Origin of the sequence: Methanobrevibacter sp., from assembly GCF_015062935.1 — an archaeon.
Lineage (GTDB): Archaea > Methanobacteriota > Methanobacteria > Methanobacteriales > Methanobacteriaceae > Methanocatella.
On record NZ_SUTM01000017.1, the window covers coordinates 1 to 21,590 of the forward strand.

Sequence of the window (21,590 nt, forward strand, 5' to 3'; positions counted from 1 at the left end):
TCTAAATCCATTTTTGGGATTCTTTTTGGATTTAAATCTTGGATAATTGGAATTTTTTTTAAAAAATCCATTAAATGCGTGTAATAAGTCACGATAAACCTGTTGCAAGCTACTTGACTCACTTTTATACAAAAATGGATATTGTTTTTTCAACATTGTTAACATGGTGTTGAATGTGGTTTGATTGCATTTTAGCTTTGTATAACCATGTTGTTTAAATAATTCAAAGGTTTTTTGGTATTCTGTTAATAAATTATTCCAGACAAATCTAGTATTACCCAGGCTCTGATTAAATTTATCCTTCATAACCTTATCGGGATACAACTTAACCTTCAAACCTTCATTAACAATAATACACTCATCTAACATGAAAAAACACATCAAAATATCTATTTTATATTCCAATTAATTTTGAACACAAAATATAATATATCAACCGACAACATATAAAGAATTACCAAGAGCATTTGATAACTAATGCCCTTTTTTATGCAATTCATCCTCGACTTGAAGAAGTCAAGGTATTCTTGCACCATTTAGATAAATTAGCACAATAAGTTATATAAATTCCAAAATTTATTTTTTTTATTTTCTTCTTTATTTTATTTTAAGTCTATTTTTTTTTTTAAAGTTTTTATAATATGATAACATAACTATTTATGTATAAATTTTTATTAAGTGATGAAATGTTTGATAATTATAAAAATAAATTCGTTCCTTTGATTCTACCAATAATTTTAATATTGTTTTGGTATGTAATTACTAACGGTATGGGATTATTTTCTTCATATATTTTACCGGGTCCTTTGGATGTTTTAAATTCCGCATGGGTTGTTATTGAGAATGGAAAGCTTTTGACAAATACTATTGATACATTATTTAAGGTATTTGCTGGTTTGATACTGGCTTCAATAATAGCTATTCCTTTAGGAATACTGCTTGGATGGTATAAGACTTTGGAAGATATTGCTACTTTTGTAATAAGTATCTTAAGGCCAATTCCACCTGTTGCATGGATTCCGTTTTCAATCTTATGGTTTGGAATAGGTACAGTTCCTGCAGTATTTATTATATTCATGGGTTGTGTTTTCCCTATTTTGATATATACTCTTGATGGGGTTAAAAGAACCGACAAGGTTTTAGTAGAATCAGCTCAGACTTTAGGAGCTAATGATTGGAATGTCTTAAAACGTATTGTAGTGCCATCAGCTGTTCCATATATCGTTTCCGGACTGAAAGTAGGTATCGGTATTGCTTTAATGTGTACAATTTCTGCGGAAATGATTGGTTCAAGCAGCGGATTAGGTTATATGATTTTAACAGCAACCAATTTATTCGATACAGGTACTACCGTAGTTGGTATGTTGGTTATTGGTTTAATTGGTTTAGTGTTTGACTTTGTATTTACTAAAGCACAAGATAGGATATTCTGGTAGGTGAAATCATGGCAATTGAAGTTAAAAATATTAATAAATCCTTTGAAGGCAAAAAGAAGGATGAATTATCTGTTTTAGAAGATATTAACTTAACTATTAATGATGGTGAGTTGGTTTGTCTTTTGGGACCTTCCGGATGTGGAAAAACCACTCTCTTAAGATTAATTGCAGGTCTTGACCATCCTACTTCTGGTGAAATAGTTGCTAATGGCGAAGTTGTTAAAAAGCCATCCGGTGATAGAGCAGTTATTTTCCAGCAATATTCACTATTTCCATGGTTGACTGTTCTTCAGAATGTTACATTCGGTTTGGAGATGACAAAAAAGAATTCCAAGGAAGAAAATATTGCTGCTGCAGAAAGATATCTTACAAGTGTCGGTTTAATTGACTTTAAAGATAGCTATCCTCATGAACTTTCAGGTGGTATGAAACAAAGGGTTGCAATTATTAGATCTTTGCTTAATCATTCACCTATTTTGCTTATGGATGAGCCGTTTTCTGCATTGGATATGCAAAATAGACATAAGTTACAGGAACAGCTCATTGGAGTTTGGAAAAGATTTGAAAATACAATAGTTTTTGTAACTCACGATGTGGATGAAGCAGTATTTCTTGCAGATAAAATAGTGATTCTTGATAAAAATCCTGGCCGTATTGCTTATGTAGTTGATGTTGATATTGAAAGGCCAAGAAGAAGGGACTCCCCTGAATTTATAAAGCTTCAGGAATCTATAGTAAAAGATTTAAATATGGAAGAATAGTTTTTTAAACTAATTCTCCTCAATTCTTCTTTTTTTTAGTAATGGTAACATGTGCTGGTTTTAGTTCTATAGCAGTTATTGCACATCAGGCATCTGGATTTGCTTTCAGAATTGTTTTTCCAGTCTTTTAAGAAATCGTTTTTTGCAACAAAAGGCCTGTACATGGACAGAAATTCAATATTGGTTGTATTTAAAATTTCATTCATATGATTCATGTCATTGAATCCTCCGCCGACAATAACAGGAACGTCAACGTTATCAATCAATTTGTTGGAATATTCAATCAGTTCTCCTTCTCCGGATAATTTTTTAGTGAAATATAATGGTGAAAGAGGTCTTGTAACCTGAATTGAATCGACACCTACTTTTTCAAGCAGTTTGCACGCTTCAAGACTTTCATTTGAATCAAAACCATCCTTTCTCTCATCAAATGTGTTCACTTTACAGGATATGTGCAAATCAAGATTGTCCTTCATAACTTTAATCAGTTCCAGAACCAGTCTCATTCTGTTGAAGACATTTCCCCCATATTCATCTTCCCTTTGGTTGTAATATGGATTTATGAATTTGGATAGGTAAAAATTGTTTCCGATGGATAGCTGTATGCCGTCAAAACCTGCAAGTTGAAGCTTTTGAGCGGCTTCAATAATGTCTGATTGAATTTTACGGATATCTTCAATTGTCAAATCATTGACTGCAATATCCAAATCAATGTTTCGGTTGTATTTGATGAATTCGACCTGCCCTAATATTGGAACATCATAACTGTGTGTAATTTCAGTTATCTTTCCTGCCATTGTCATGAAATTGAGATTTTCCATTTTAAATGAATGTTCGCTGAATTTGTCCATAGGATAAAGTGAATACAGCTCGGAGGTTATCAGACCAACTCCGCTTGAAGCGATCTTTTCATATCTCTCATAAATTGCATTCAAATCACATTGCTGAGACTCCCAAAGACCTGTTCTGATTATGCGGCTATTGAGCTTCAAGTTTCCTAATTTACATTTGTCGAATATTGTTTTCATAGAAATATTATTGTAAAAAATAGTATAAAAGGAAATAAGTAATTTTAAACTTACCCTGTGTTTAAAAAAGCAGTAAATTATATTTTAGGTATCAATGTTCCATAGTTTCCGTTTTTTATCCCTTCATAGACATAATCAAGGGACTTTAAAATGGAATCCTTCAAATCATTGCCCTTAGCAAGATAAGCCGCTATTGCTGCGGACAAGTTGCACCCTGTACCGTGAAGATTGTCTGTTTCAATCAGTTCCTGTTTTTTAAATGAAACTTCTCCGTCAATGTTGAGGGTGTTAAGACCGTCCAGATGGCCTCCTGTGATGATGTTATTGCATTTCATAATTCGGGATGCCTTCTCAGCGCGGGTCCTGGAATCAATTTTTGTACCGGTTAACTTTTCTGCTTCGGCGATGTTTGGTGTTGTAAGAATGGCCTGGGGAAGAAGATACTTATTCAATGCTTTGGCAATGTCCTCCTTTGTTAGGTCGCCTCCGGATGTGGCAACCATTACAGGGTCGACAACTGCTTTTAAATCATATTCCTTAACTTTTCTTGAAACCAGTTTGATAATTTCAGGAGAATATAACATTCCGGTTTTTATGAATTCAACTTCATAGGAATCCATAACGGCATCAATCTGCTCTTCAATATATGTTTCATTGACTGGCAATGTTGAAAAGAATTTATATGGATTTTGAGCTGTCAGTGCAGTTACAATTCCGGTTCCGTAAACGCCGATGGCCTGAAATGTTTTCAAATCAGCAAAAACCCCTGCTCCTCCTGAAGGGTCAACGCCAGCTATTGACATTACAATCATCTAATCATCTCTGGTGACTTTTATTCGTTCGCTTCCTCTGAACGGTTCAAAGGTCACTTTCAGTTCTTTGAGGTATTGTCTTGTATGTGTTTTTTCGCCATGAATCATTATTTCACCTAAATCTTCAGCGGTATTCACATCCAATGCCATGAACAGTGAATCATGAACCTGAGGATTTAATTTTTTTCTTTCAGCGGCATTAACATGTTCCTTGTAGCTGAAACCCTCAAATCGGGTTCTGATTGCCATAGGTTTCATGATAATCATGTTTGTTCCGCCACCTTTTGACGGAACAATAATGAAATCCAAATTTTTAGAAGCGTCAATCAACATTTTAACATTGGTTTTTCCGATTAATGGAATGTCTGAAGGAACAATCATGATTTTTCTGGTTTTTCCTTTGCAGTATTTCATTGCCTGTGTCAATGCTTTATTTAAGTTGGAATTCTCATTTTCCAAAATGGTATCCAAATTCAAGCTCTCTGCATAGCTCAATACATCCTCATCACGGCTTATGATGAAAATTTTGTCCACATATTTTTTTAAAGTATCTGTAACATCCTGAAGCATCACTTTTAGGAGTTTTTCCCGTTCTTCTTCGGATAAGAAAGGTGATAAACGTGTCTTTGCATTTTTGAATTTACTAACTGGAATTATTGCATAAATGTTGTCCATATTATCACTAGTATGTTTTAGCTATCAATGCAATGTATTTGGCATCCTTGCCGCTTGCTATGCATGTACCTTCAGATACTTCTTCCTGAATTCCTAAAACGTCATAGCCGGTTTTTTCTTCAATTTCATGTCCGACTTCTTCATCTCCGCACCAATAAAATTTAACTACATTTCCTGCTTCAACAAGTTCAGGAACTTCTTCTAAGGTGTTTGCAAACTTGACATGTTCGTTCTGGAAGTCCCATGCTTGGGAGGATAGGTTTTCTGAAGACTGATTTAATAAGTCAATGACTGTATCTGTCAGATTTTCGTCCAATGGAATTTCTGTTTTCTCTTCAGTGTCTCTGGTCATTGCAATAGTGATATTGTTTTCAAGATCCCTAGGTCCGAGTTCAAGTTTGATTGGAGTTCCTTTAAGTTCCCAGTTATTGAATTTCTTACCCGGCCTTATGTCCCTGTCGTCAATGTTGACTCTGATGCCTTCTGATTCCAAAGTCTCTTTAATTTCTGAACATTTTGCCAGGACTTCCTCTTTTCCTTTTTTAAATAAAATTGGAATTATGGTTACCTGATTCGGTGATACTTTAGGTGGTAGGCGTAATCCCTTGTCATCTCCGTGAATTCCTATTACTGATGCAATGACTCTGTCTGATACTCCTGCACAGGTCTGATAGACAAGTTTGTGTTCACCGTCCTTGTCTTCAAAGGTAATGTCAAATGTTTTTGCAAAAGTCTGGCCTAAATTGTGTATGGTACCAATCTGTAAGGTTTTACCGTTAGGCATGATTACATCAAAAGCCATTGTGTAGTCAGAACCCGGGAACTTGTCCCATTCAGGTCTTTTGGAAATTAAATATGGAATTCCCAAATCATCGAAGAACTGTTTGTACATTTCAATAAAGTCCTGTATCTGTTCATCAGATTCCTCTTTAGTTGCATGGGCAGTATGAGCTTCTTTGAATGTAGTGATTTCTCTTACTCTGATTAAAGGTCTAGTGTGTTTGGTTTCGTATCTGAAGGTATTCACAATCTGATACATTTTGATTGGAAGGTCAATGTGAGTCCTGATCCATAATGAATACATCGGATAGATTGCAGTTTCACTTGTTGGTCTTAAGGCTAGCTGTTCATTCAATTCCCTTTGACCGCCTTTTGTTACCCAATATACTTCATCTTCAAATCCTTTTACATGAATTCCTTCTTTTGCAAGTTCACTTTCAGGAACAAGCATTGGAAACAGTACTTCATCATGGTCTTTATCCAATAATTTTTTAATAATGTTCATTGAATGTTTTCTAATCTGAAAACCATAAGGTCTCCAAACAGCCATTCCCTTAATAGGGTATCTTGAATCAGTTATATCCGCTTGTTCTAAAATATCATGAAACCATTCGTCAAAATTTTCCACCATATCACCTAATAATTTTTTATAATGTTAAATTATTTGTTTTTAATAAGTATTATATTTTTTTAATCATCATTTGTAATAAGAAATCTATTTATAATTATATTTTACATATATAGTATTGTATAATTAATTTTAGGAGATATTATGAGTAATAGGAAAATACAAATGCCTCGTGAAGTTTACATTGATCCGGGTATTATAAAAGATACTGCTGAGATTTGTAAGTCTCTACATTTAGATAAAAAGGCTTTGATTGTTACAGGCTCCCATACATATGATGTTGGTGCAAAACCTGCAATAGAAAGCCTTGAAAAGGAAGGTATTGAATATGATGTCATTAAAGTGAAGGATGCATCTGAAGAATCAATATCAGAAGTCGAAGAATTGATTACTCTCGATACTACCGTTTTGGGTATTGGTGGTGGAAGAGTAATTGATGTAGCTAAATTATCTTCTTTCAATCAGGGCGTATATTTTGTTTCAATGCCGACAACCGCATCTCACGACGGAATTGTATCTCCTATGGCATCAATTAAAAATCCTAATACTTCAATATCAGTTACAGCCCATTCACCAATAGCTGTAATTGCAGATTCCGAAATATTGGCACAATCCCCATTCAGACTTCTGGCTGCAGGATGTGCCGATTTGATATCAAATTTTACTGCAATTAAGGATTGGGAACTGGCGCACAGGCTTAAAAACGAGTCATTCAGTGAATCCGCAGCTGCATTGTCAATAATGTCTGCTCATTTGATTACAGACAATATTTCAAACATCAAGCCTAATCTTGAACCTAGTGCAAGAATAGTTATGAAATCACTGTTCAGCGGAGGTATGGCTATCAGTATCGCCGGCTCTTCACGTCCCGCCAGCGGTTCCGAGCATCTCTTCTCACATGCGCTTGATAAGATTCTGGATAAGCCTGCTCTGCATGGTGAACAATGCGGAATCGGTACAATAATGATGATGTATCTTCATGGAGGTGACTGGAAAGCAATTAGAGATGCTCTAAAAGCTGTTCAGGCTCCTACCACTGCAGCTGAAATTGGTGTGGCTGAGGAGGATATAATTGAAGCGTTAATGATGGCTCATAGTATCAGGCCTGAAAGATACACTATTTTGGGCGATAATGGAATTTCAAAGGATGCGGCCTATGAATTGGCCCATAAAACAGAGGTGATTTAATGATTACATTGATAGGTAAGCAACTTGCAAAGGAAGGTCAGGAATTTATTTTTTTAGGCCCTGCTGAAGATTGTGAAAACTGCAGATTTAAATCATCCTGTATCGGAAATCTGGAAGAAAACAGGAAATATGTCGTCGTTGATGTACGGGATAATGAACAGAAATGCCCTATTCATGGTGAGGGTATTGTTGTTCCGGTTGATGTGGACAGGGCTTCAATTGATTTGTTAACTGCTTCCAAAAGTATTTTTGAAGGATCAACATTCACATATAAGGCTCCTGACTGTGATGAAGAAGACTGTGAATTTCATGATTTATGTTTCCCCGAAGGTCTGTTTGAAGATGACAAGTGCATCGTATTGAGAAATGACGGAAAACATAAGCAGGAATGCAAAAAAGGTTATAAACTTAATAAATTAAATTTGGGATTTGTGATTTAGATGAAAAATGCTAGTAGCAATGATTCTAGTAAAAAGAATGCAGGTTATAAGGCTGCTGAATATGTAAAAGATGGAATGGTTTTAGGACTTGGTACAGGTTCAACAACCCATTATTTCATTGAAAAAGTAGGAATGAGAATAAAAGAAGAAGGAATTAATGTAATGGGAATTCCAACTTCATTTCAATCATTATTAATAGCTAAACAATGGAATATTCCAATAACTACATTAGAAGAACATGACATTGATTTGTCCGTTGATGGAGCAGATGAAGTCGATGCTGATTTCAATTTAATTAAAGGTGGAGGAGCTGCCCACACAAAGGAAAAAATAGTGGATTATGCAGCAAAAGAATTTATTGTTATTGTGGATGAATCCAAATGTGTCGATGCTCTAGGTGAGTTTCCGGTGCCTGTTGAAGTTTTGCCTGATGCTTCCCGTATGGTCATACAGACATTGGAGGATATGGGTGCTGAATGTGAAATCAGAATGGCTCAAAGAAAAGACGGTCCTGTAATAACAGACAACGGCAACTTTGTAATTGACGCCAAATTTGATGAAATAGAATCACCTTCACACCTGGAAATAGACTTGAATTCCATTCCGGGTGTTGTTGAAAACGGAATCTTTTCACAGATGGTCGATAAGGTTATTGTCGGAACACCTGAAGGTACAAAAGAATTATAGGTGATTTGATGCCAATTCCTTATGGAGGCCTTCCGGATTTAAGAGATATAGTCTATAAAATTGCATTGTTATTTGGGATTTTAATCGTAATCTATGGTGTTTTATGGCTTTTGGCTGAATTAAAAATAATTCCTACAATAATTTTTGCAATATTTCCTCAAATCGTACTGATTCTGATTGGAATATTTATAATTTACATTGCATATTCCCGCAGGAATATGTACTAATCTTATTTTTTTAAAAAAAGAAAAATTAAAAGAGATTAATTAATCTCTTCTATTTAATTGTTATTTTAGGTTTTACGGTTTTAGCAGCATAGTAACTGTTACCTGCAAATTTAACAATAGCGGTGTATTTACCTTTTTTAGTTAATTTGGTAATTTTCAAGGTTGCTTGTCCTTTGCTGTTGGTTTTTGCAGAGAATGTTTTACCTTTAACTTTAATTGTAACTTTAGCGTTTTTAATTACTTTACCTTTGTTGGTTTTTAAAGTTACAGTGTATTTTTTGGTTTTTACACTTGCTTTAAAGGTTTTAGCTTTAGCAGTTAATTTTGGAGCTGCTTTTTTAACTACAACAGTGACTTTTGAACTAGATTCTTTCAATTTGTCTTCACCTGCAAATTTAACGGTTGCAGTGTAGGTTTTAGGAGCTAAATTAGTTAATGCAATGCTTGCTTGACCTTTTGCATTGGTTACGTCTTTGTAGGTTTTACCGTTAATGACAAGGTATACTGTCTTATTAGCTAATACATTTTTATCAGCATCTTTTAATGTAATGACTACATTTTTAGCAACATTGTAAGTTTTTGTAACTTTAACTGCACTGATAGAAGTTGCATTTCTAATTACATTGATTTTTGCAGTTGCATTTGAACTTACGAAATAGCTTCTAGCATTATATGTGAAAGTTGCAGTGTTTTCACCATCTTTTGCAGTGACATCAAAGGATGCAATACCATTGGAATCTGTTGTAGCAGTGTAATTTTTATCATTTAATGTTAAAAGAACTTCTTCATTGTATATTGCACTTCCGGAACCGTCTTTCAAGGTTACGGTAATAGTTCCTTTGGTATTGGTAAGGTTAATGTCTTCAGCAACAAGTTGGGTATTGATATTGGTACTGTAAAGTCCAACTATGTTTGCTGCACTTTGGAATTTGGAATCTGCAAATGCGATGAATTCCCTGAATGTTGGTGGGAATGGGTAGTACATTGAAGTTGCAGGGTATTTGTTGGTTCCAATGGTTACATTGTAGTATCCTCCACCAAGCAGGAAGTGTAATCTTCCGGTACCTATGGTGTTGTTGAAGATAGCTTCATTTCCAGATCCGTATGCAGTAATAGCACTGATTTTATAATTGCTGATTGTGTTTTCGTAAACACTGTGGCCTTTGGAGTGCATAAGATAGATTCCTTCTTTTGCACCGCTGACTGTGTTGTTGTAGATAACTACGTTAGGTCCGGTTCCGTGTCTCACATCGATACCATGGTTAAAAGCATTTGTGATTGTGTTGCTCATGATGGTAGTGTTAGCTGAACCGAAGTTCATGATACCTGTTGTGTATACATCGTGGATGTTGTTGTTAGCTACAAGTCCGTTAGGTGAACTTCTTAAGAAAATACCCCAGGATGCGCCGGTAATATCCAAGTTTACAGCTGAGAATTTTTTGCTTTGTTCAATGTGTAATCCTACAGTTTTATATTCTTCAGTATTTGTTGTTGCTTTGGTGGTGTCATAACCAGGATACTGTGCAACAATATTTAAATCGCTGATTACTGCTCCGGTTGTGTTTACAACATATACTACTGCATATTCTCCTATTGCATATCCGCCGTTAGCGGTTGCATTTCTAATTTTTACAGGTATGTTTTCAGTGTTAAGGTTGTTGTATCCGATTAAGGTAGCGTTATTTCCGATAATTTTAATATTTTTATCAGTGTAAATGCAGATGTCATTAAATACTGCATCTTTTTCAAAGGATAATGAGTCTCCATCAGCCATTGAATCGATTACGCTTTGGATTTCAGTTCCGCTCATTTCACTGGTGACATTGTATGTAGTTCCTGTTGGGTTGACGATTGCTGAGTAATCAGGGTTTACTTTAACAGGGGTTGCAATGTCTGCAGTTTTGGTGTATGAAACATCACTGGATGAACTGTCGGTGTAGGTTCCAATTACATTGTCTGCAGTTTGGTAAGCGCTATTTGCCTGAGCTACATAGTAAACGAATGTAGGTGGGAAAGGCAAATTGTCTAAACTGAAGGTATTTTCTTCAATGTTGATGTCATAGTATCCTCCACCAAGTAAAATACCGATTCTGGATTTTTGTAAAATGTTATTGGAAAGAGTAATTTGACCTGATCCGTAACATGTGATAGAACTTGTAGTACAGTTAATAATGGTGTTTCCGCTTGCAGTGTGTCCTTTGGAGTGCATTAAGTATATACCTTCTTTGGAACCGATAACTGTGTTGTTTAAAATTTGAACATTAGGTCCGGTTCCGTGTCTTGCATCGATACCGTGGTTTTTAGCATTGACAACTTTGTTGTTTGCAATAAGGGTTCTTGCAGATCCGAAGTTTATAATACCAATTGCTTCTTGGTTTTGAACGGTATTGTCTATAATAGTTCCGTCAGCACAGGAATTTAAGTAAATACCCCAGTATCCTCCGGTAATTGTGGATTTTTCAATGGTTAAGTTTTTAGCCTGGGTTGCATAAACAGCTGCCTGTCCGTATGCAGGGTTCTGTCCGACAATGGTTAATCCGTTGATGACAACATTAGTATTGTTTATGAGATATAATGTTGCATAGTTTCCTATTCCGTATCCTCCGGCTTGTGTAGGAGTGATAACTTTATCAGGAGTAGTATTTTCGTTTGGATTTTCATATCCGATTAATGTTGCTCCGTTACCATTGATTGTAATGCTTTTGTCTACATATATACAAATGTCGTTATATGTTCCCTCTTCGAAGTTTAAAGTATCTCCATCGCTCATATTATTGATAGTATTTTGGATGGTTTGACTATCTGAATTAGCTTTAATGTCGTAGCTGGAAGATAACTTTGAATCTTCTGTACTTTGAATAATATCACTTACATCAGAGCTTTCCTGTAATCCTAATTCATCAGTTGTTGCAGCAATATCTGAAGCATCCTGTGCAAATACTGCTGATGAACTTAAGATTATTGCGAAAACTAATAATGTAGTTATAAACAAACTCTTTTTGTTCATATAATCATCTTTCTCCATTTTTTACATAATTGCTTATAGTTTTTTCCAACGATAAGCAATTAATTATAGTTTGTATTTTTTATTATTTATATTAATTTTTTATAACAATGTTAAGCTATTCAAATTGAGTTAATAACACATGTTTAATCATATTAGTTAATTTAAAAAACTTTATATTGTTTAACTGTCAATATAATAATAATTAATCAATATTAAATAAAATATAATTCGTAAGTTTTATATTTTTATTTTTGATTAACAGTAAATTGAGGGTTTATATATGAATAAAAAGATAATTATTCTTTTATTTGTATGTTTTACATGTTTATTGCTAATTTCAACAGTTAATGCAACTGATAAGTCCAATAATAATTTAACTTCACAAAGTAATTCCTATCAGGTTACAAATGAATTGTCCAACGATGATATACAGGTTATCTTTGACAATGCAAATGACGGGGATACAATTCAGTTTACTTCAAAAGAGTATAGAAATATATCTATTGTAGTGGATAAGAAGTTGAATGTTATTTCCAGTGCTCACAGCAAGGTTTATGCTTCCGATAGCGTTACCAGCAAAGCTCAGGAATTAGGAATAGACAAAACTTTCGGTTTTTACTTCACACGCAATAGTGTCGGAAGCGTCTTGTCAGGAATAACTATCACATCCAATTTCAATGATTATGGTGTTATTGTTGATTCATCAGACAATACGACAGTTAAAAATAATGTCATCACTGGTGGAAACAAAGCAGGAGTTCTTATTAAGGATTCAAAGTATGTGACTGTAAGTTTTAACTCAATTTCAAAATCAACAGGTGATGGGCTCCAGCTCAAGGATGTTGGATTCAGTACAATTAGAAACAATACAATATCTTATAATCAAAGGTCCGGAATCGAGACCTCAAATATAGATAACAACACTATTGTTTATAATGATATCCATCACAATGTGTTGAACGGAATAACTCTGCAAAATAAATCTTATGGGAATACAATTAAGCACAACAATGCTTATGAGAATCTTAATGGAATTTTCATCAATTCTACCTCAACATATGATGTAATCAATGCAAATTCATTTACAAGCAATCGTAAAAACCCTTCAATCAAAGAAACAGGGGGAGTTTACGAGACAGGAAACGGACTCCTATTTGGTTCAGGATTCATAACCAAAAAGGAAAATACTCCGGGAAGACTTGAAGTCAAATACAATGTTTTGGCCCATAATGAGATGTATCAGGCCAAAAACAATCCTGAATTGCCTGTATTCAAATTAGGTGACAACTGGTTTGATTCAACAGATGATTCAAATACCTTTGTATGCCCTATGCTTCTTGCAGGTATTATGAAACTGGGAACCGTATCTGTTAAAAACGGTATTGGTCTTCAGATGTATGATACAAAAGGTGAAGCGGTAAAGGAATTCGGAACATTTGACACAAAAGTCAACATTGACGGAAATCAGTATTCTGCTAAATTTGTAAATGGTAAGGCTACTATTGATGCAAACTTGGATCCTGACAAGGAGTATGATATTGAAGTAATGGTTGGAGGGGAGCCTGTAAAATATAAGTATAAAGCAGCCTCCGGTGAAAAAGATGATAACCAGGACTCCACATCTTCAGATTCAACTGATGGTATTATGGGAGCAGACGGTTCCAGTTCACAGACTTCAACCGATTCAGTAACTGGTGGAACAGCAAAAGGAAATGGAAACCAACAGAATGGTACTTCCAATAGTGCACATTTCTCCAGCAACAAAAATTCTGGAGTTTATGGTACAAATGCCTCAGGGACACGTCAGGACTCATCAGATAATGGGCAGGATGTTCAAACCGATGGGGATTTGAATGCTGGTGATGCCAGTGAAGGTGAAGTATCCCAGGAAGGTAAAGCATATGAAGTAGTTCCTCCAAGTAAAATCTCAAAAGAAGTTACAGATACATCAGGCCTTGTTGTATTGAGTATCGTTTCTTTGATGGGATGTTTAATATATGGATACAGACGAAAAAGTGATTTAGATTAAAAAATTTACTTTTCTTTTTTTCTTTTATTTTATTAACTTGTTTTAACAAATATCTTTTCGATGACAGTAAAATCTTATTCTTTAAAATTAGATACCAACAAACAATTTGAAATTATTGATATCACATCAAGGATTAATGAATTGATTGACATTAACGAGGGAATTATATCTATTTTTTCAAGGCATTCCACTTCAGCCATTGTTGTCAATGAAAATGAAAAAGGATTATTGGCTGATTTTGAATTTACCCTTGAAAATCTGATTACTGATAAATATTCATATTCTCATGATAGAATTGACCATAATGCAAGGTCTCATATGAAATCATTTTTGCTTTCATCAAGCGAATCACTGCCTGTCAAAAATCAGAAACTGGATTTGGGAACTTGGCAATCAGTATTTTTCGTTGAATTAGATGGACCAAGACGTTCAAGAACAATAACTTTGACAATGGTTGGTGAATAATTGAAGCGATGGACAATAATTTTAATAGCTATTATAATTATATTGCTGATTTTTATCCTTGTTTTCTATAATTATGATGGTTCTCATGTTGTAAACAATTATTCCCAGATGGAAACAGACATGAGAAAATTATGGTATTGAAAAAGAATTTAGTTGATAAATTCAATTTCAAATGCAATAACAGGATATTCTAAAGTAAAGTTGGTTATTACTTCAGGTGATACCTCACCAAAGAACCCTTTAACAGATCCTTTTTCAGCTGAACCGGTTACATCAGCAGCTCTTCCTGGAATAAATGTTTTGTTTTCACTGTCAGATATTTCCATGGAATATCCTAAGTTGGATAAAACACTTGTTACAACTGATTTGATTTCAGTGAAGTTTGCAGTTGAGTGACAGATTAATCCTGCTAGCTTTTTGGAAGTAACGGTTTTGTTTTCTTTGGAATCATCCAAGTATAGGACATCACCAATCTCAAATATTTTTTGAGGCAGGTCCTCATGTTTGTTGTCTTCTAAAAATTCCATCAAGGAATTAATCAGGCTGGTTCTAATCATTGTTCTGTCGATTGTGATTGGTCTTGCAACCTGAACGTGAGGTTCTTCTTTTTGATTCATTTTTTCATAATGAGCTTCCTCATTTGTAAGCATTAAACTCATCACTTCCTGGAATCCTAAACTGATCATAATTTCACGGATTATGCTTTCGGATTTAAACCAGTCATTCTCATAAGCTACGGTGTTGATGTCCGGAAGTTCGGCTTCAACACTGTTAATGTGATATTGCACTGCGATATTTTCGACAATGTCAACTTCATGAAGAATATCTACTCTGTAAGCCGGAATGATTGCTTTAACTTCATTGTCATCAATAATTTCCGCATCAAAACGTGCTTTTAGTAGCAGTTCCTTAATGTCCTGTGCAGTTAATGATGTTCCTCCAATTAAGCTGTTTGCAGTATCTACATGAACGTTCATTTCCTGAGGAGTTAAGTCAGGTGTTTTGATGGTTTTGTCTTCATATCTGACTTCCATGCTTTTGATTTGACCTCCAACTTCTGCAAATGATGAACAGATGATGTTCAATGATTGATTAACTGCTCTTTCATCAGTACCGGTTACATCAACAATAATGTTGTGTGTGTCTTCTTTAATTTTGGTTAACTCTCCGTTAATTATTGGAGGCATGGATAATACATTATCGTTTTTATCAAGAATTAATGGATATTTTTCGAAATCTTCAATAAGGTGTGCATAGTCAACACCCTTTTCATGGTCGGTTAATATTGCATCAGGAGTCATTTCAACATCTTTTTCTAATGGAACAAATGCATTTACATCTTTTGGTGTTGCAATGTATTTGAATGGAGCTTCAACCACATCGGCATTGTGAATACCGATAGCTACTTTTTTCCTGTCCCTTCCAATTACCCAGTGGAGGTTTTCTTGAAATTCCATTATGTATTTGAGTTTGTCACCAGTAAAATCAACATTATCGATTTTAGCAAATCCTATGTATGGTCTGATGGCAGCAACATCTTTGTCAACTGTCACATATTCTCCTGAATCTTCAACTTTATAATCCGGAAAACCAATTTCCTGACCGATAAACCCTTTAAAAGATCTAGCTACTCCTTCAACAGACAAATTGTCCGGTCTGTTAGGGAAGAATTCAACCTTGATTTCTTCATCGTCATAGTCTTCGATATCACTTGACATCATAGGTAAAGTGTCTATTAATTCGTCTTTTTCCATATCTATTCCTAAATCTTTTAAATCTTGATATTTAAATGTAATAACTGGCATTTAATAACTCCATTGCTTATTTTTATAATCCATAAATTAAAATGAAAACTAGAGATTCAATTACGAAGTGTAATGCTCTATGTTCGAGTTCTCCCATATTTCTTATCAGTATTGTATGGGATACATCTATAAAGAAATGAATAAGGGCTGCTTCAATTCCGATAACCGGATTGAGGAAAAATATTGACAGGACAATAAAATGGAATCCTGCTTCCATTATTTCATGTGCTAACCATGTTTGCCATGTTGTTTTGGTAGTCTGCTGAATTAACCCGCCCAAAAGTATGTAAAAGTTATTCAGAACTTTCCACATTAATTGTGTGTGCAGTATATCGCTTAAAGCCAATACAATAGCAACATAAAACCATATTAAGTTCATTTTTTCACAGTCCTTCTATTAGATTGATAATATTAATAATTTGATTTTTTAATATAATATAGTTAACTATTTTTTCATTTTTCTTGCTAAGTAAATTTGTTTTTGCTTCTTAAAATTGTTGTAACTGCGTAATATTGCTTTAATTTAGTACTAAGTAATTTATATATTATTAAAATTAAAATTTTATCTGGTGTATTGGTTATGGTGGATTTTAGAAATTTTTTAAAATTAAAAAATATTCTCAGTAGGTTAAATCCAATTCCTGCATTTCCTTTTGGTGATGAAGAGGAGGTCATTGTAAAGTCTCAGTCTCAGGAGGAATTGTTGAAATCAGTTATTAAAAAATATCCTCAATTTAAGAGAATAATTATGATTTCAATTTATCATTTAATTAATACGCAAAATGTCGAAAAAGAATATTTGACTGTTCTAACCAAAGATTTAAGATTAATTGCAGATTTGATTGAAGGGGAAAGGGATAAAGTTTCTGTTCCTAAAAATGTTAAAGAGGAATCCAAAAAAGGGAATGTATTAGTAATATGTCACAATCATTTTCATGGTGCTATTATTTTCTCGTTGATTGATTTTAAAAACGTGCTGTGCTCTAAAATTAAGTTTTCCGTAATTGTTTCTAATGGCAATATTGGAATTTTAGTAAATGAGTTCAGCAGTTTTGATGAAAAATATTTAAAATCATTGAAAATTGAATTAAAAGATTATATTGGTTATGTCATGTTTACTTTCATTATCAATAATGATGAAGCTATTGAAAAATTAGATAATTCTAATTTGGATGATGAATTATACTCTATTGAATATCAAAACTTATTTGACAGGTTCATTGCTAAAAATAATCTGAAGTTTATTGATGAATTTAATTTAAGAATGAAAATATAATTTATATTATTTATATATTAATTTTTAAGGAGGATACGATGTCTGAAATAATGGAAAAATTTGACGGAGGATTAGGTTTAATTGATATAGATATTCTTTTAATATTATATCGTAAAGAAAGGATATCTCTTGAAACTCGTGAAAGTTATGAATCTTATCTTAAAAATGATTTTCCTAATGAATATGCCAGTTTTTTAAAATATAAAAAAATGGTTGAGAAAAGAACACCTAATTTGAAACAAATATATTTTGACTGGTTAGACGGAAAAATCGATGAATTGGATTTTTCATTATTTTCCTATAAAAGTTAATTTCTTTTTTCAGTTTTTCTTTGTTAATACTTGATTTTTTTTGATGAATTAATTGGATGTGTGGAAAAAGGATTATTCCTGATTTAAATTGTTTGAATTATATAATGATTAAATCCATTTTCATTTTTTCATAATTACTTTTTTAAATAATAAACAATATAATTAATAATATTATTTTTACTTTACTTATTAGGAGAAAATATATGTCAAACGAAGAAATTCCTAAAGACTATGATTTTAAAAAAGAAAAAGAATGGGAGAAGAAATGGGAAGATGAAAACATCTACAAATATATTGGAGATGGTTCTCGTCCTAGATATGTTATTGACACTCCCCCACCATACCCAACAGGATCAATCCACTTAGGTCACGTCCTCAATTGGGTTTATATTGATATGAATGCAAGATACAGAAGACAAAAAGGTCACGATGTGCTGTTCACCCAAGGATGGGACTGTCACGGTCTTCCAACAGAAGTTAAAGTTGAAGAAACTCACAATATCAGCAAGAATGATGTTTCAAGAGCACAGTTTAGAAAATATTGTGTCGATTTAACTACTGACAACATTGCAAAAATGAAATCACAGATGAGAGCAATGGGTTATTCACAGGACTGGACCCGTGAGTTTGTAACCATGACCCCAGAGTACATGAGAAAAACCCAATATTCATTTTTAAAAATGTATGATGAAGGCTTGATTTATCAGGGAATTCACCCTGTAAACTGGTGTCCTCGCTGTCAGACAGCTATTGCATTTGCAGAGGTGGAATACTCTGACAATACCACATTTTTAAATTATGTTAATTTCCCTCCTGCAGTTGAAGATTCCTATGATGATATTGCATCTTCACAGGCTTCAGGAAAACAGGCTGATCCTAAAACCGAAGGTATTTTGATTGCAACTACCCGTCCGGAATTAATGTCTGCCTGTGTGGCTGTTGTAATTCACCCTGAAGATGAAAGATACACTCATCTTTTAGGAAAATATGTTGAAGTGCCTTTATCTCACCAAAAAGTTAAAATCATTGCAGATGAAGAGGTAGACCCTGAATTCGGTACAGGTGCAGTAATGATTTGTACCTTTGGGGATAAAACTGACGTAAGCTGGGTACAGAAATATGACCTTGAAATCATCAATGCAATCGATGAAACAGGTACATTAACAGCAGCTGCCGGAAGATATGAAGGAATGGACTTGCAGACCTGTAAAAAACAGACTATTGAAGATTTGGACAGTGAAGGTTACTTATTAAAACAGGAACAGGTCGACCAGAATGTAGGCCAATGCTGGAGATGTAAAACTCCTATTGAAATTCTTGTTAAAAAGCAATGGTTTGTAGCAGTTAGAGATTTAATCGAAAAAACCAAAGTCGCTGCAGACGAAATGAAATGGGTTCCTGAACACATGAAATCTCGTATGGTAAACTGGGCGGATTCCATGGAGTGGGACTGGTGTATTTCAAGACAAAGAATATTCGCTACACCAATACCTGTATGGTACTGTAAAGACTGCGGAAAAGTTATTTTACCTGACCCTGAAGATTTACCGATTGACCCAACAGTCGATAAGCCAAAACATGTATGTGAATGCGGCTGTGAAGAGTTCATAGGTGAAGAGGATGTTCTTGATACATGGATGGATTCATCAATATCTCCGTTATCCATTGCAGGATGGCCTGATGAAGACTACATTAATCATTTCCCATCAGATATTCGTCCGCAAGGACACGACATCATCCGTACATGGGCATTTTATACAACCCTTAGATGCCTTGCATTAACAGGTCAAAAACCGTTCAGTGACATTGTAATCAACGGTATGGTATTCGGTGAAGACGGAAACAAGATGAGTAAGTCAAGACCGGAATTCGTAGTCGGACCTGAAGAGGTAATCGAGCAGTACGGTGCAGATTCACTAAGAACATGGGCCGCTAACAGCGTTCCTGGATCAGATGTAATATTTGACTGGAAAGACATCAAACACGGATACAGATTCCTCAGAAAATTCTGGAATGCGTTCAGATTCATCAGCATGCAGATTTTTGATGAGGAAGTAACATATGATGAAGTTAAAGATAATTTAGGTCCAATTGATTTATGGATTTTATCCAAGTTAAACAACCTGAACAAAACTGTTGACAAGGCATTTGCAGACTATAACTTTGCAGATACAATAACCTCAATCGAAAGGTTCTTCTGGCATGATTTCTGCGATGAATACATCGAAGCTGTAAAATACAGATTATACACAGATGTATCTGACGAATCAAGAAAAGCCGCAAAATATACCTTAAAAACAGTTGTGGAAACATCATTAAAATTGTTGGCTCCAATAGCACCATTCTTCACAGAAGAAGTTTACCAATACTTCTCAGACGAATCAATCCATACAACATTATGGCCGGAAGTTCATGAAGAATTGATCAGTGAAGATATGGAAACTAAAGGAGAAACTACAGTTGAGTTAATAGATGAAGTAAGAAGATTCAAATCAGCATCAAAAATCCCATTGAATGCAGAACTTTCAGAAGTAAATGTATACACATCTGATGAGGATTTAGTTGAAATATTCAATGAATTTGATGATGATTTAAAAGGAACTCTTAAAATCAATAATTTAGCTATCAGCTCAGGAAAACCTGAAGTTCATGAAAAAATCATAGAAGTGGAACCTGACATGTCCCAAATAGGACCTACATTCAAAGGAGATGCCGGAAAAATCATCGGTTATCTTAAATCCACTGACATTTCAGAAATTGGTTCTGCTTTGGATGAAAACCATGAACTCACAATAGGTGATATTGTAGTTCCAGAAGATATGTTGAATATCAAAAAGGAGATTGTAGGTGCATCAGGTAAGAAAGTTGACATCTTACAGTCTGAAAACTTAGATATGATTGTAGAAGTAATAAGATAATTACTTCTTTCAATTACTTTTTTTTAATTTTGGATAATTGATTATTATGAAAGCAACAGAATTGCACAATGAAATCAAAGAAAAATTAAAGGATTATCCGATTGAATATCTTAGAAATAAAGTTACTGATGAGCGATACAAAGATCCTCTCACCAAACAACTTGCCAAATATAACTCAGAAACCTGGGATGAAATATTTGCGTTAGAAATCTCTGATGACTATGACATAAAAGACAGAGTAGTTGAAAATATAAAAAGTGATATAGATTTCTATTTTGACACCTATGCCGGAGGAGATAAGGAAACCAGGGAATTTACAAAATACATCTCACTTTATCTGGCACTGATGGCCAAAAAACCTCTGCATCCATATGGAGAAAATCCTACAAAAGACCAGGTCTTTTTGGAAAATGGGGAATACAAATGCAAAACTAGAATTATGAGCATCAAAGACGAAAATTCCCTATGCCGTTATTGTGTTTGTAAAAATGCAGGCTATTCATTTGGTTTTTAATGAATTTACATGACTTAAATGATAATATCAATCAATATCATTTTCAATTTTTTTAATAACTCTTGCAGGAACTCCAACAGCAAGGGAATTTTCCGGAATGTCTTTTGTCACAACCGCACCTGCACCAACAACAACATTGTTTCCGATTGTCACTCCCGGAAGAACGGTCACATTAGCACCTAACCAGACATCATTGCCAATTCTAATTTCACTGGCCTGGCCTAAATGTTCACGTCTTTTTTTAGGAGACAGGGGATGGCCAACAGTTGTGATAGTGGTATTTGGACCAATCATCACATTATCTCCAATATAAACCTCTTTAATATCAAGAATGGTCAAATTAAAGTTTCCAGTAAAATTATTGCCTATGAAAATGTTTTTACCGTTATCAAAACAGAATCTTTTAGCTATCCATACCTTTTCACCAACAGAACCTAAAATTTCACTTAAAACTTCATGCTGTTTGTCTAAATCATCTTCGGCAATTGAATTGAATATATTTGCATTTTCAATTGCATGCAGTTTCATCATTGATATTTCTTCATCATCATAACAGTATTCAAGTCCGGCAAGCATTTTGTCCATTTCTTTCATAGGTAAGTA

22 protein-coding genes are annotated in these 21,590 nt (G+C 34.2%); 13 read left to right on the forward strand and 9 right to left on the reverse strand.

What is annotated here, in order from left to right; genetic code table 11:
• Window positions 1-369 (reverse strand): helix-turn-helix domain-containing protein (locus tag E7Z81_RS08470; protein WP_292746309.1); only part of this gene is annotated, 369 nt, incomplete at its 3' end.
• Between the two features lie 317 nt (window positions 370-686).
• Here E7Z81_RS08470 and E7Z81_RS08475 point away from each other — a divergent pair.
• Both E7Z81_RS08475 and E7Z81_RS08480 read left to right on the forward strand, forming a co-directional pair.
• Entirely contained in the window at window positions 687-1,436 is a 750-nt protein-coding gene (locus E7Z81_RS08475) for an ABC transporter permease (RefSeq protein ID WP_292746312.1), read from the forward strand.
• 8 nt (window positions 1,437-1,444) lie between these two features.
• Window positions 1,445-2,197, forward strand: coding sequence for an ABC transporter ATP-binding protein (locus E7Z81_RS08480; RefSeq protein ID WP_292746315.1), 753 nt, complete (start codon window positions 1,445-1,447; stop codon window positions 2,195-2,197).
• A 35-nt stretch (window positions 2,198-2,232) separates the two neighbouring features.
• Here E7Z81_RS08480 and E7Z81_RS08485 read toward each other — a convergent pair whose 3' ends face one another.
• The 4 genes from E7Z81_RS08485 to proS form a co-directional block, all read right to left on the reverse strand.
• Complete coding sequence (locus tag E7Z81_RS08485; RefSeq protein ID WP_292746318.1) at window positions 2,233-3,225, reverse strand: tRNA-dihydrouridine synthase; 993 nt, start codon at window positions 3,223-3,225, stop codon at window positions 2,233-2,235.
• Window positions 3,226-3,302: 77 nt separating this feature from the next.
• Window positions 3,303-4,037, reverse strand: a complete 735-nt coding sequence (thiD, locus tag E7Z81_RS08490) for a bifunctional hydroxymethylpyrimidine kinase/phosphomethylpyrimidine kinase (RefSeq protein WP_292746320.1) — start codon at window positions 4,035-4,037, stop codon at window positions 3,303-3,305.
• Complete coding sequence (gene cofC / locus E7Z81_RS08495) at window positions 4,038-4,712, reverse strand: 2-phospho-L-lactate guanylyltransferase (protein ID WP_292746323.1); 675 nt, start codon at window positions 4,710-4,712, stop codon at window positions 4,038-4,040.
• 7 nt (window positions 4,713-4,719) lie between these two features.
• A complete protein-coding gene (proS, locus tag E7Z81_RS08500) occupies window positions 4,720-6,123 on the reverse strand; it encodes a proline--tRNA ligase (RefSeq protein WP_292746326.1) in 1,404 nt (467 codons plus the stop codon).
• 141 nt (window positions 6,124-6,264) lie between these two features.
• On the opposite strand from proS, the gene E7Z81_RS08505 reads away from it, so the two are divergent.
• Genes E7Z81_RS08505 through E7Z81_RS08520 form a run of 4 tightly spaced genes read left to right on the forward strand, consistent with a single transcriptional unit; the run spans window position 6,265 to window position 8,662 of the window.
• Window positions 6,265-7,308 (forward strand): NAD(P)-dependent glycerol-1-phosphate dehydrogenase, encoded by a 1,044-nt coding sequence (locus tag E7Z81_RS08505; protein WP_292746329.1) that lies wholly within the window; start codon window positions 6,265-6,267, stop codon window positions 7,306-7,308.
• The gene (locus E7Z81_RS08510) at window positions 7,308-7,748 is read left to right on the forward strand and encodes a UPF0179 family protein (protein WP_292746332.1); all 441 of its coding nucleotides are present in this window, start codon (window positions 7,308-7,310) and stop codon (window positions 7,746-7,748) included. The genes E7Z81_RS08505 and E7Z81_RS08510 overlap by 1 nt, the downstream gene beginning before the upstream one ends.
• The gene (gene rpiA, locus E7Z81_RS08515; RefSeq protein WP_292746334.1) at window positions 7,749-8,435 is read left to right on the forward strand and encodes a ribose-5-phosphate isomerase RpiA; all 687 of its coding nucleotides are present in this window, start codon (window positions 7,749-7,751) and stop codon (window positions 8,433-8,435) included.
• A gap of 8 nt (window positions 8,436-8,443) precedes the next feature.
• Window positions 8,444-8,662 (forward strand): hypothetical protein, encoded by a 219-nt coding sequence (locus E7Z81_RS08520; protein WP_292746336.1) that lies wholly within the window; start codon window positions 8,444-8,446, stop codon window positions 8,660-8,662.
• Between the two features lie 49 nt (window positions 8,663-8,711).
• On the opposite strand, the gene E7Z81_RS08525 is transcribed toward E7Z81_RS08520, so the two are convergent.
• On the reverse strand, window positions 8,712-11,669 hold the full coding sequence (locus tag E7Z81_RS08525; RefSeq protein ID WP_292746339.1) for a right-handed parallel beta-helix repeat-containing protein: 2,958 nt from the start codon (window positions 11,667-11,669) through the stop codon (window positions 8,712-8,714).
• 280 nt (window positions 11,670-11,949) lie between these two features.
• Here E7Z81_RS08525 and E7Z81_RS08530 point away from each other — a divergent pair, with 280 nt between their 5' ends.
• The 3 genes from E7Z81_RS08530 to E7Z81_RS08540 are packed head-to-tail and all read left to right on the forward strand — an operon-like array spanning window position 11,950 to window position 14,304.
• Window positions 11,950-13,698, forward strand: a complete 1,749-nt coding sequence (locus E7Z81_RS08530) for a nitrous oxide reductase family maturation protein NosD (protein WP_292746342.1) — start codon at window positions 11,950-11,952, stop codon at window positions 13,696-13,698.
• Between the two features lie 60 nt (window positions 13,699-13,758).
• Entirely contained in the window at window positions 13,759-14,163 is a 405-nt protein-coding gene (locus E7Z81_RS08535) for a secondary thiamine-phosphate synthase enzyme YjbQ (RefSeq protein WP_292746345.1), read from the forward strand.
• On the forward strand, window positions 14,164-14,304 hold the full coding sequence (locus tag E7Z81_RS08540; protein WP_292746348.1) for a hypothetical protein: 141 nt from the start codon (window positions 14,164-14,166) through the stop codon (window positions 14,302-14,304).
• A gap of 8 nt (window positions 14,305-14,312) precedes the next feature.
• Here the strand turns inward: E7Z81_RS08540 and pheT are convergent, their stop codons facing one another.
• Window positions 14,313-15,968: a phenylalanine--tRNA ligase subunit beta gene (gene pheT / locus E7Z81_RS08545; RefSeq protein ID WP_292746351.1), complete on the reverse strand. Its 1,656-nt coding sequence runs from the start codon at window positions 15,966-15,968 to the stop codon at window positions 14,313-14,315.
• A gap of 22 nt (window positions 15,969-15,990) precedes the next feature.
• Window positions 15,991-16,347 carry a hypothetical protein gene (locus E7Z81_RS08550; RefSeq protein ID WP_292746355.1) on the reverse strand — a complete coding sequence of 119 codons (357 nt, stop codon included), beginning with the start codon at window positions 16,345-16,347 and terminating at the stop codon, window positions 15,991-15,993.
• 201 nt (window positions 16,348-16,548) lie between these two features.
• Here E7Z81_RS08550 and E7Z81_RS08555 point away from each other — a divergent pair, with 201 nt between their 5' ends.
• The 4 genes from E7Z81_RS08555 (at window position 16,549) to E7Z81_RS08570 (ending at window position 20,987) form a co-directional block, all read left to right on the forward strand.
• Window positions 16,549-17,244: a hypothetical protein gene (locus E7Z81_RS08555; RefSeq protein WP_292746358.1), complete on the forward strand. Its 696-nt coding sequence runs from the start codon at window positions 16,549-16,551 to the stop codon at window positions 17,242-17,244.
• 38 nt (window positions 17,245-17,282) lie between these two features.
• Window positions 17,283-17,555, forward strand: a complete 273-nt coding sequence (locus tag E7Z81_RS08560) for a hypothetical protein (protein ID WP_292746361.1) — start codon at window positions 17,283-17,285, stop codon at window positions 17,553-17,555.
• 203 nt (window positions 17,556-17,758) lie between these two features.
• Entirely contained in the window at window positions 17,759-20,473 is a 2,715-nt protein-coding gene (locus E7Z81_RS08565) for a valine--tRNA ligase (protein WP_292746364.1), read from the forward strand.
• Window positions 20,474-20,519: 46 nt separating this feature from the next.
• Window positions 20,520-20,987 (forward strand): DUF2115 family protein, encoded by a 468-nt coding sequence (locus tag E7Z81_RS08570; protein WP_292746367.1) that lies wholly within the window; start codon window positions 20,520-20,522, stop codon window positions 20,985-20,987.
• A 27-nt stretch (window positions 20,988-21,014) separates the two neighbouring features.
• On the opposite strand, the gene E7Z81_RS08575 is transcribed toward E7Z81_RS08570, so the two are convergent.
• Window positions 21,015-21,581, reverse strand: coding sequence for a sugar O-acetyltransferase (locus E7Z81_RS08575; protein ID WP_292746369.1), 567 nt, complete (start codon window positions 21,579-21,581; stop codon window positions 21,015-21,017).
• Window positions 21,582-21,590: the final 9 nt, after the last annotated feature.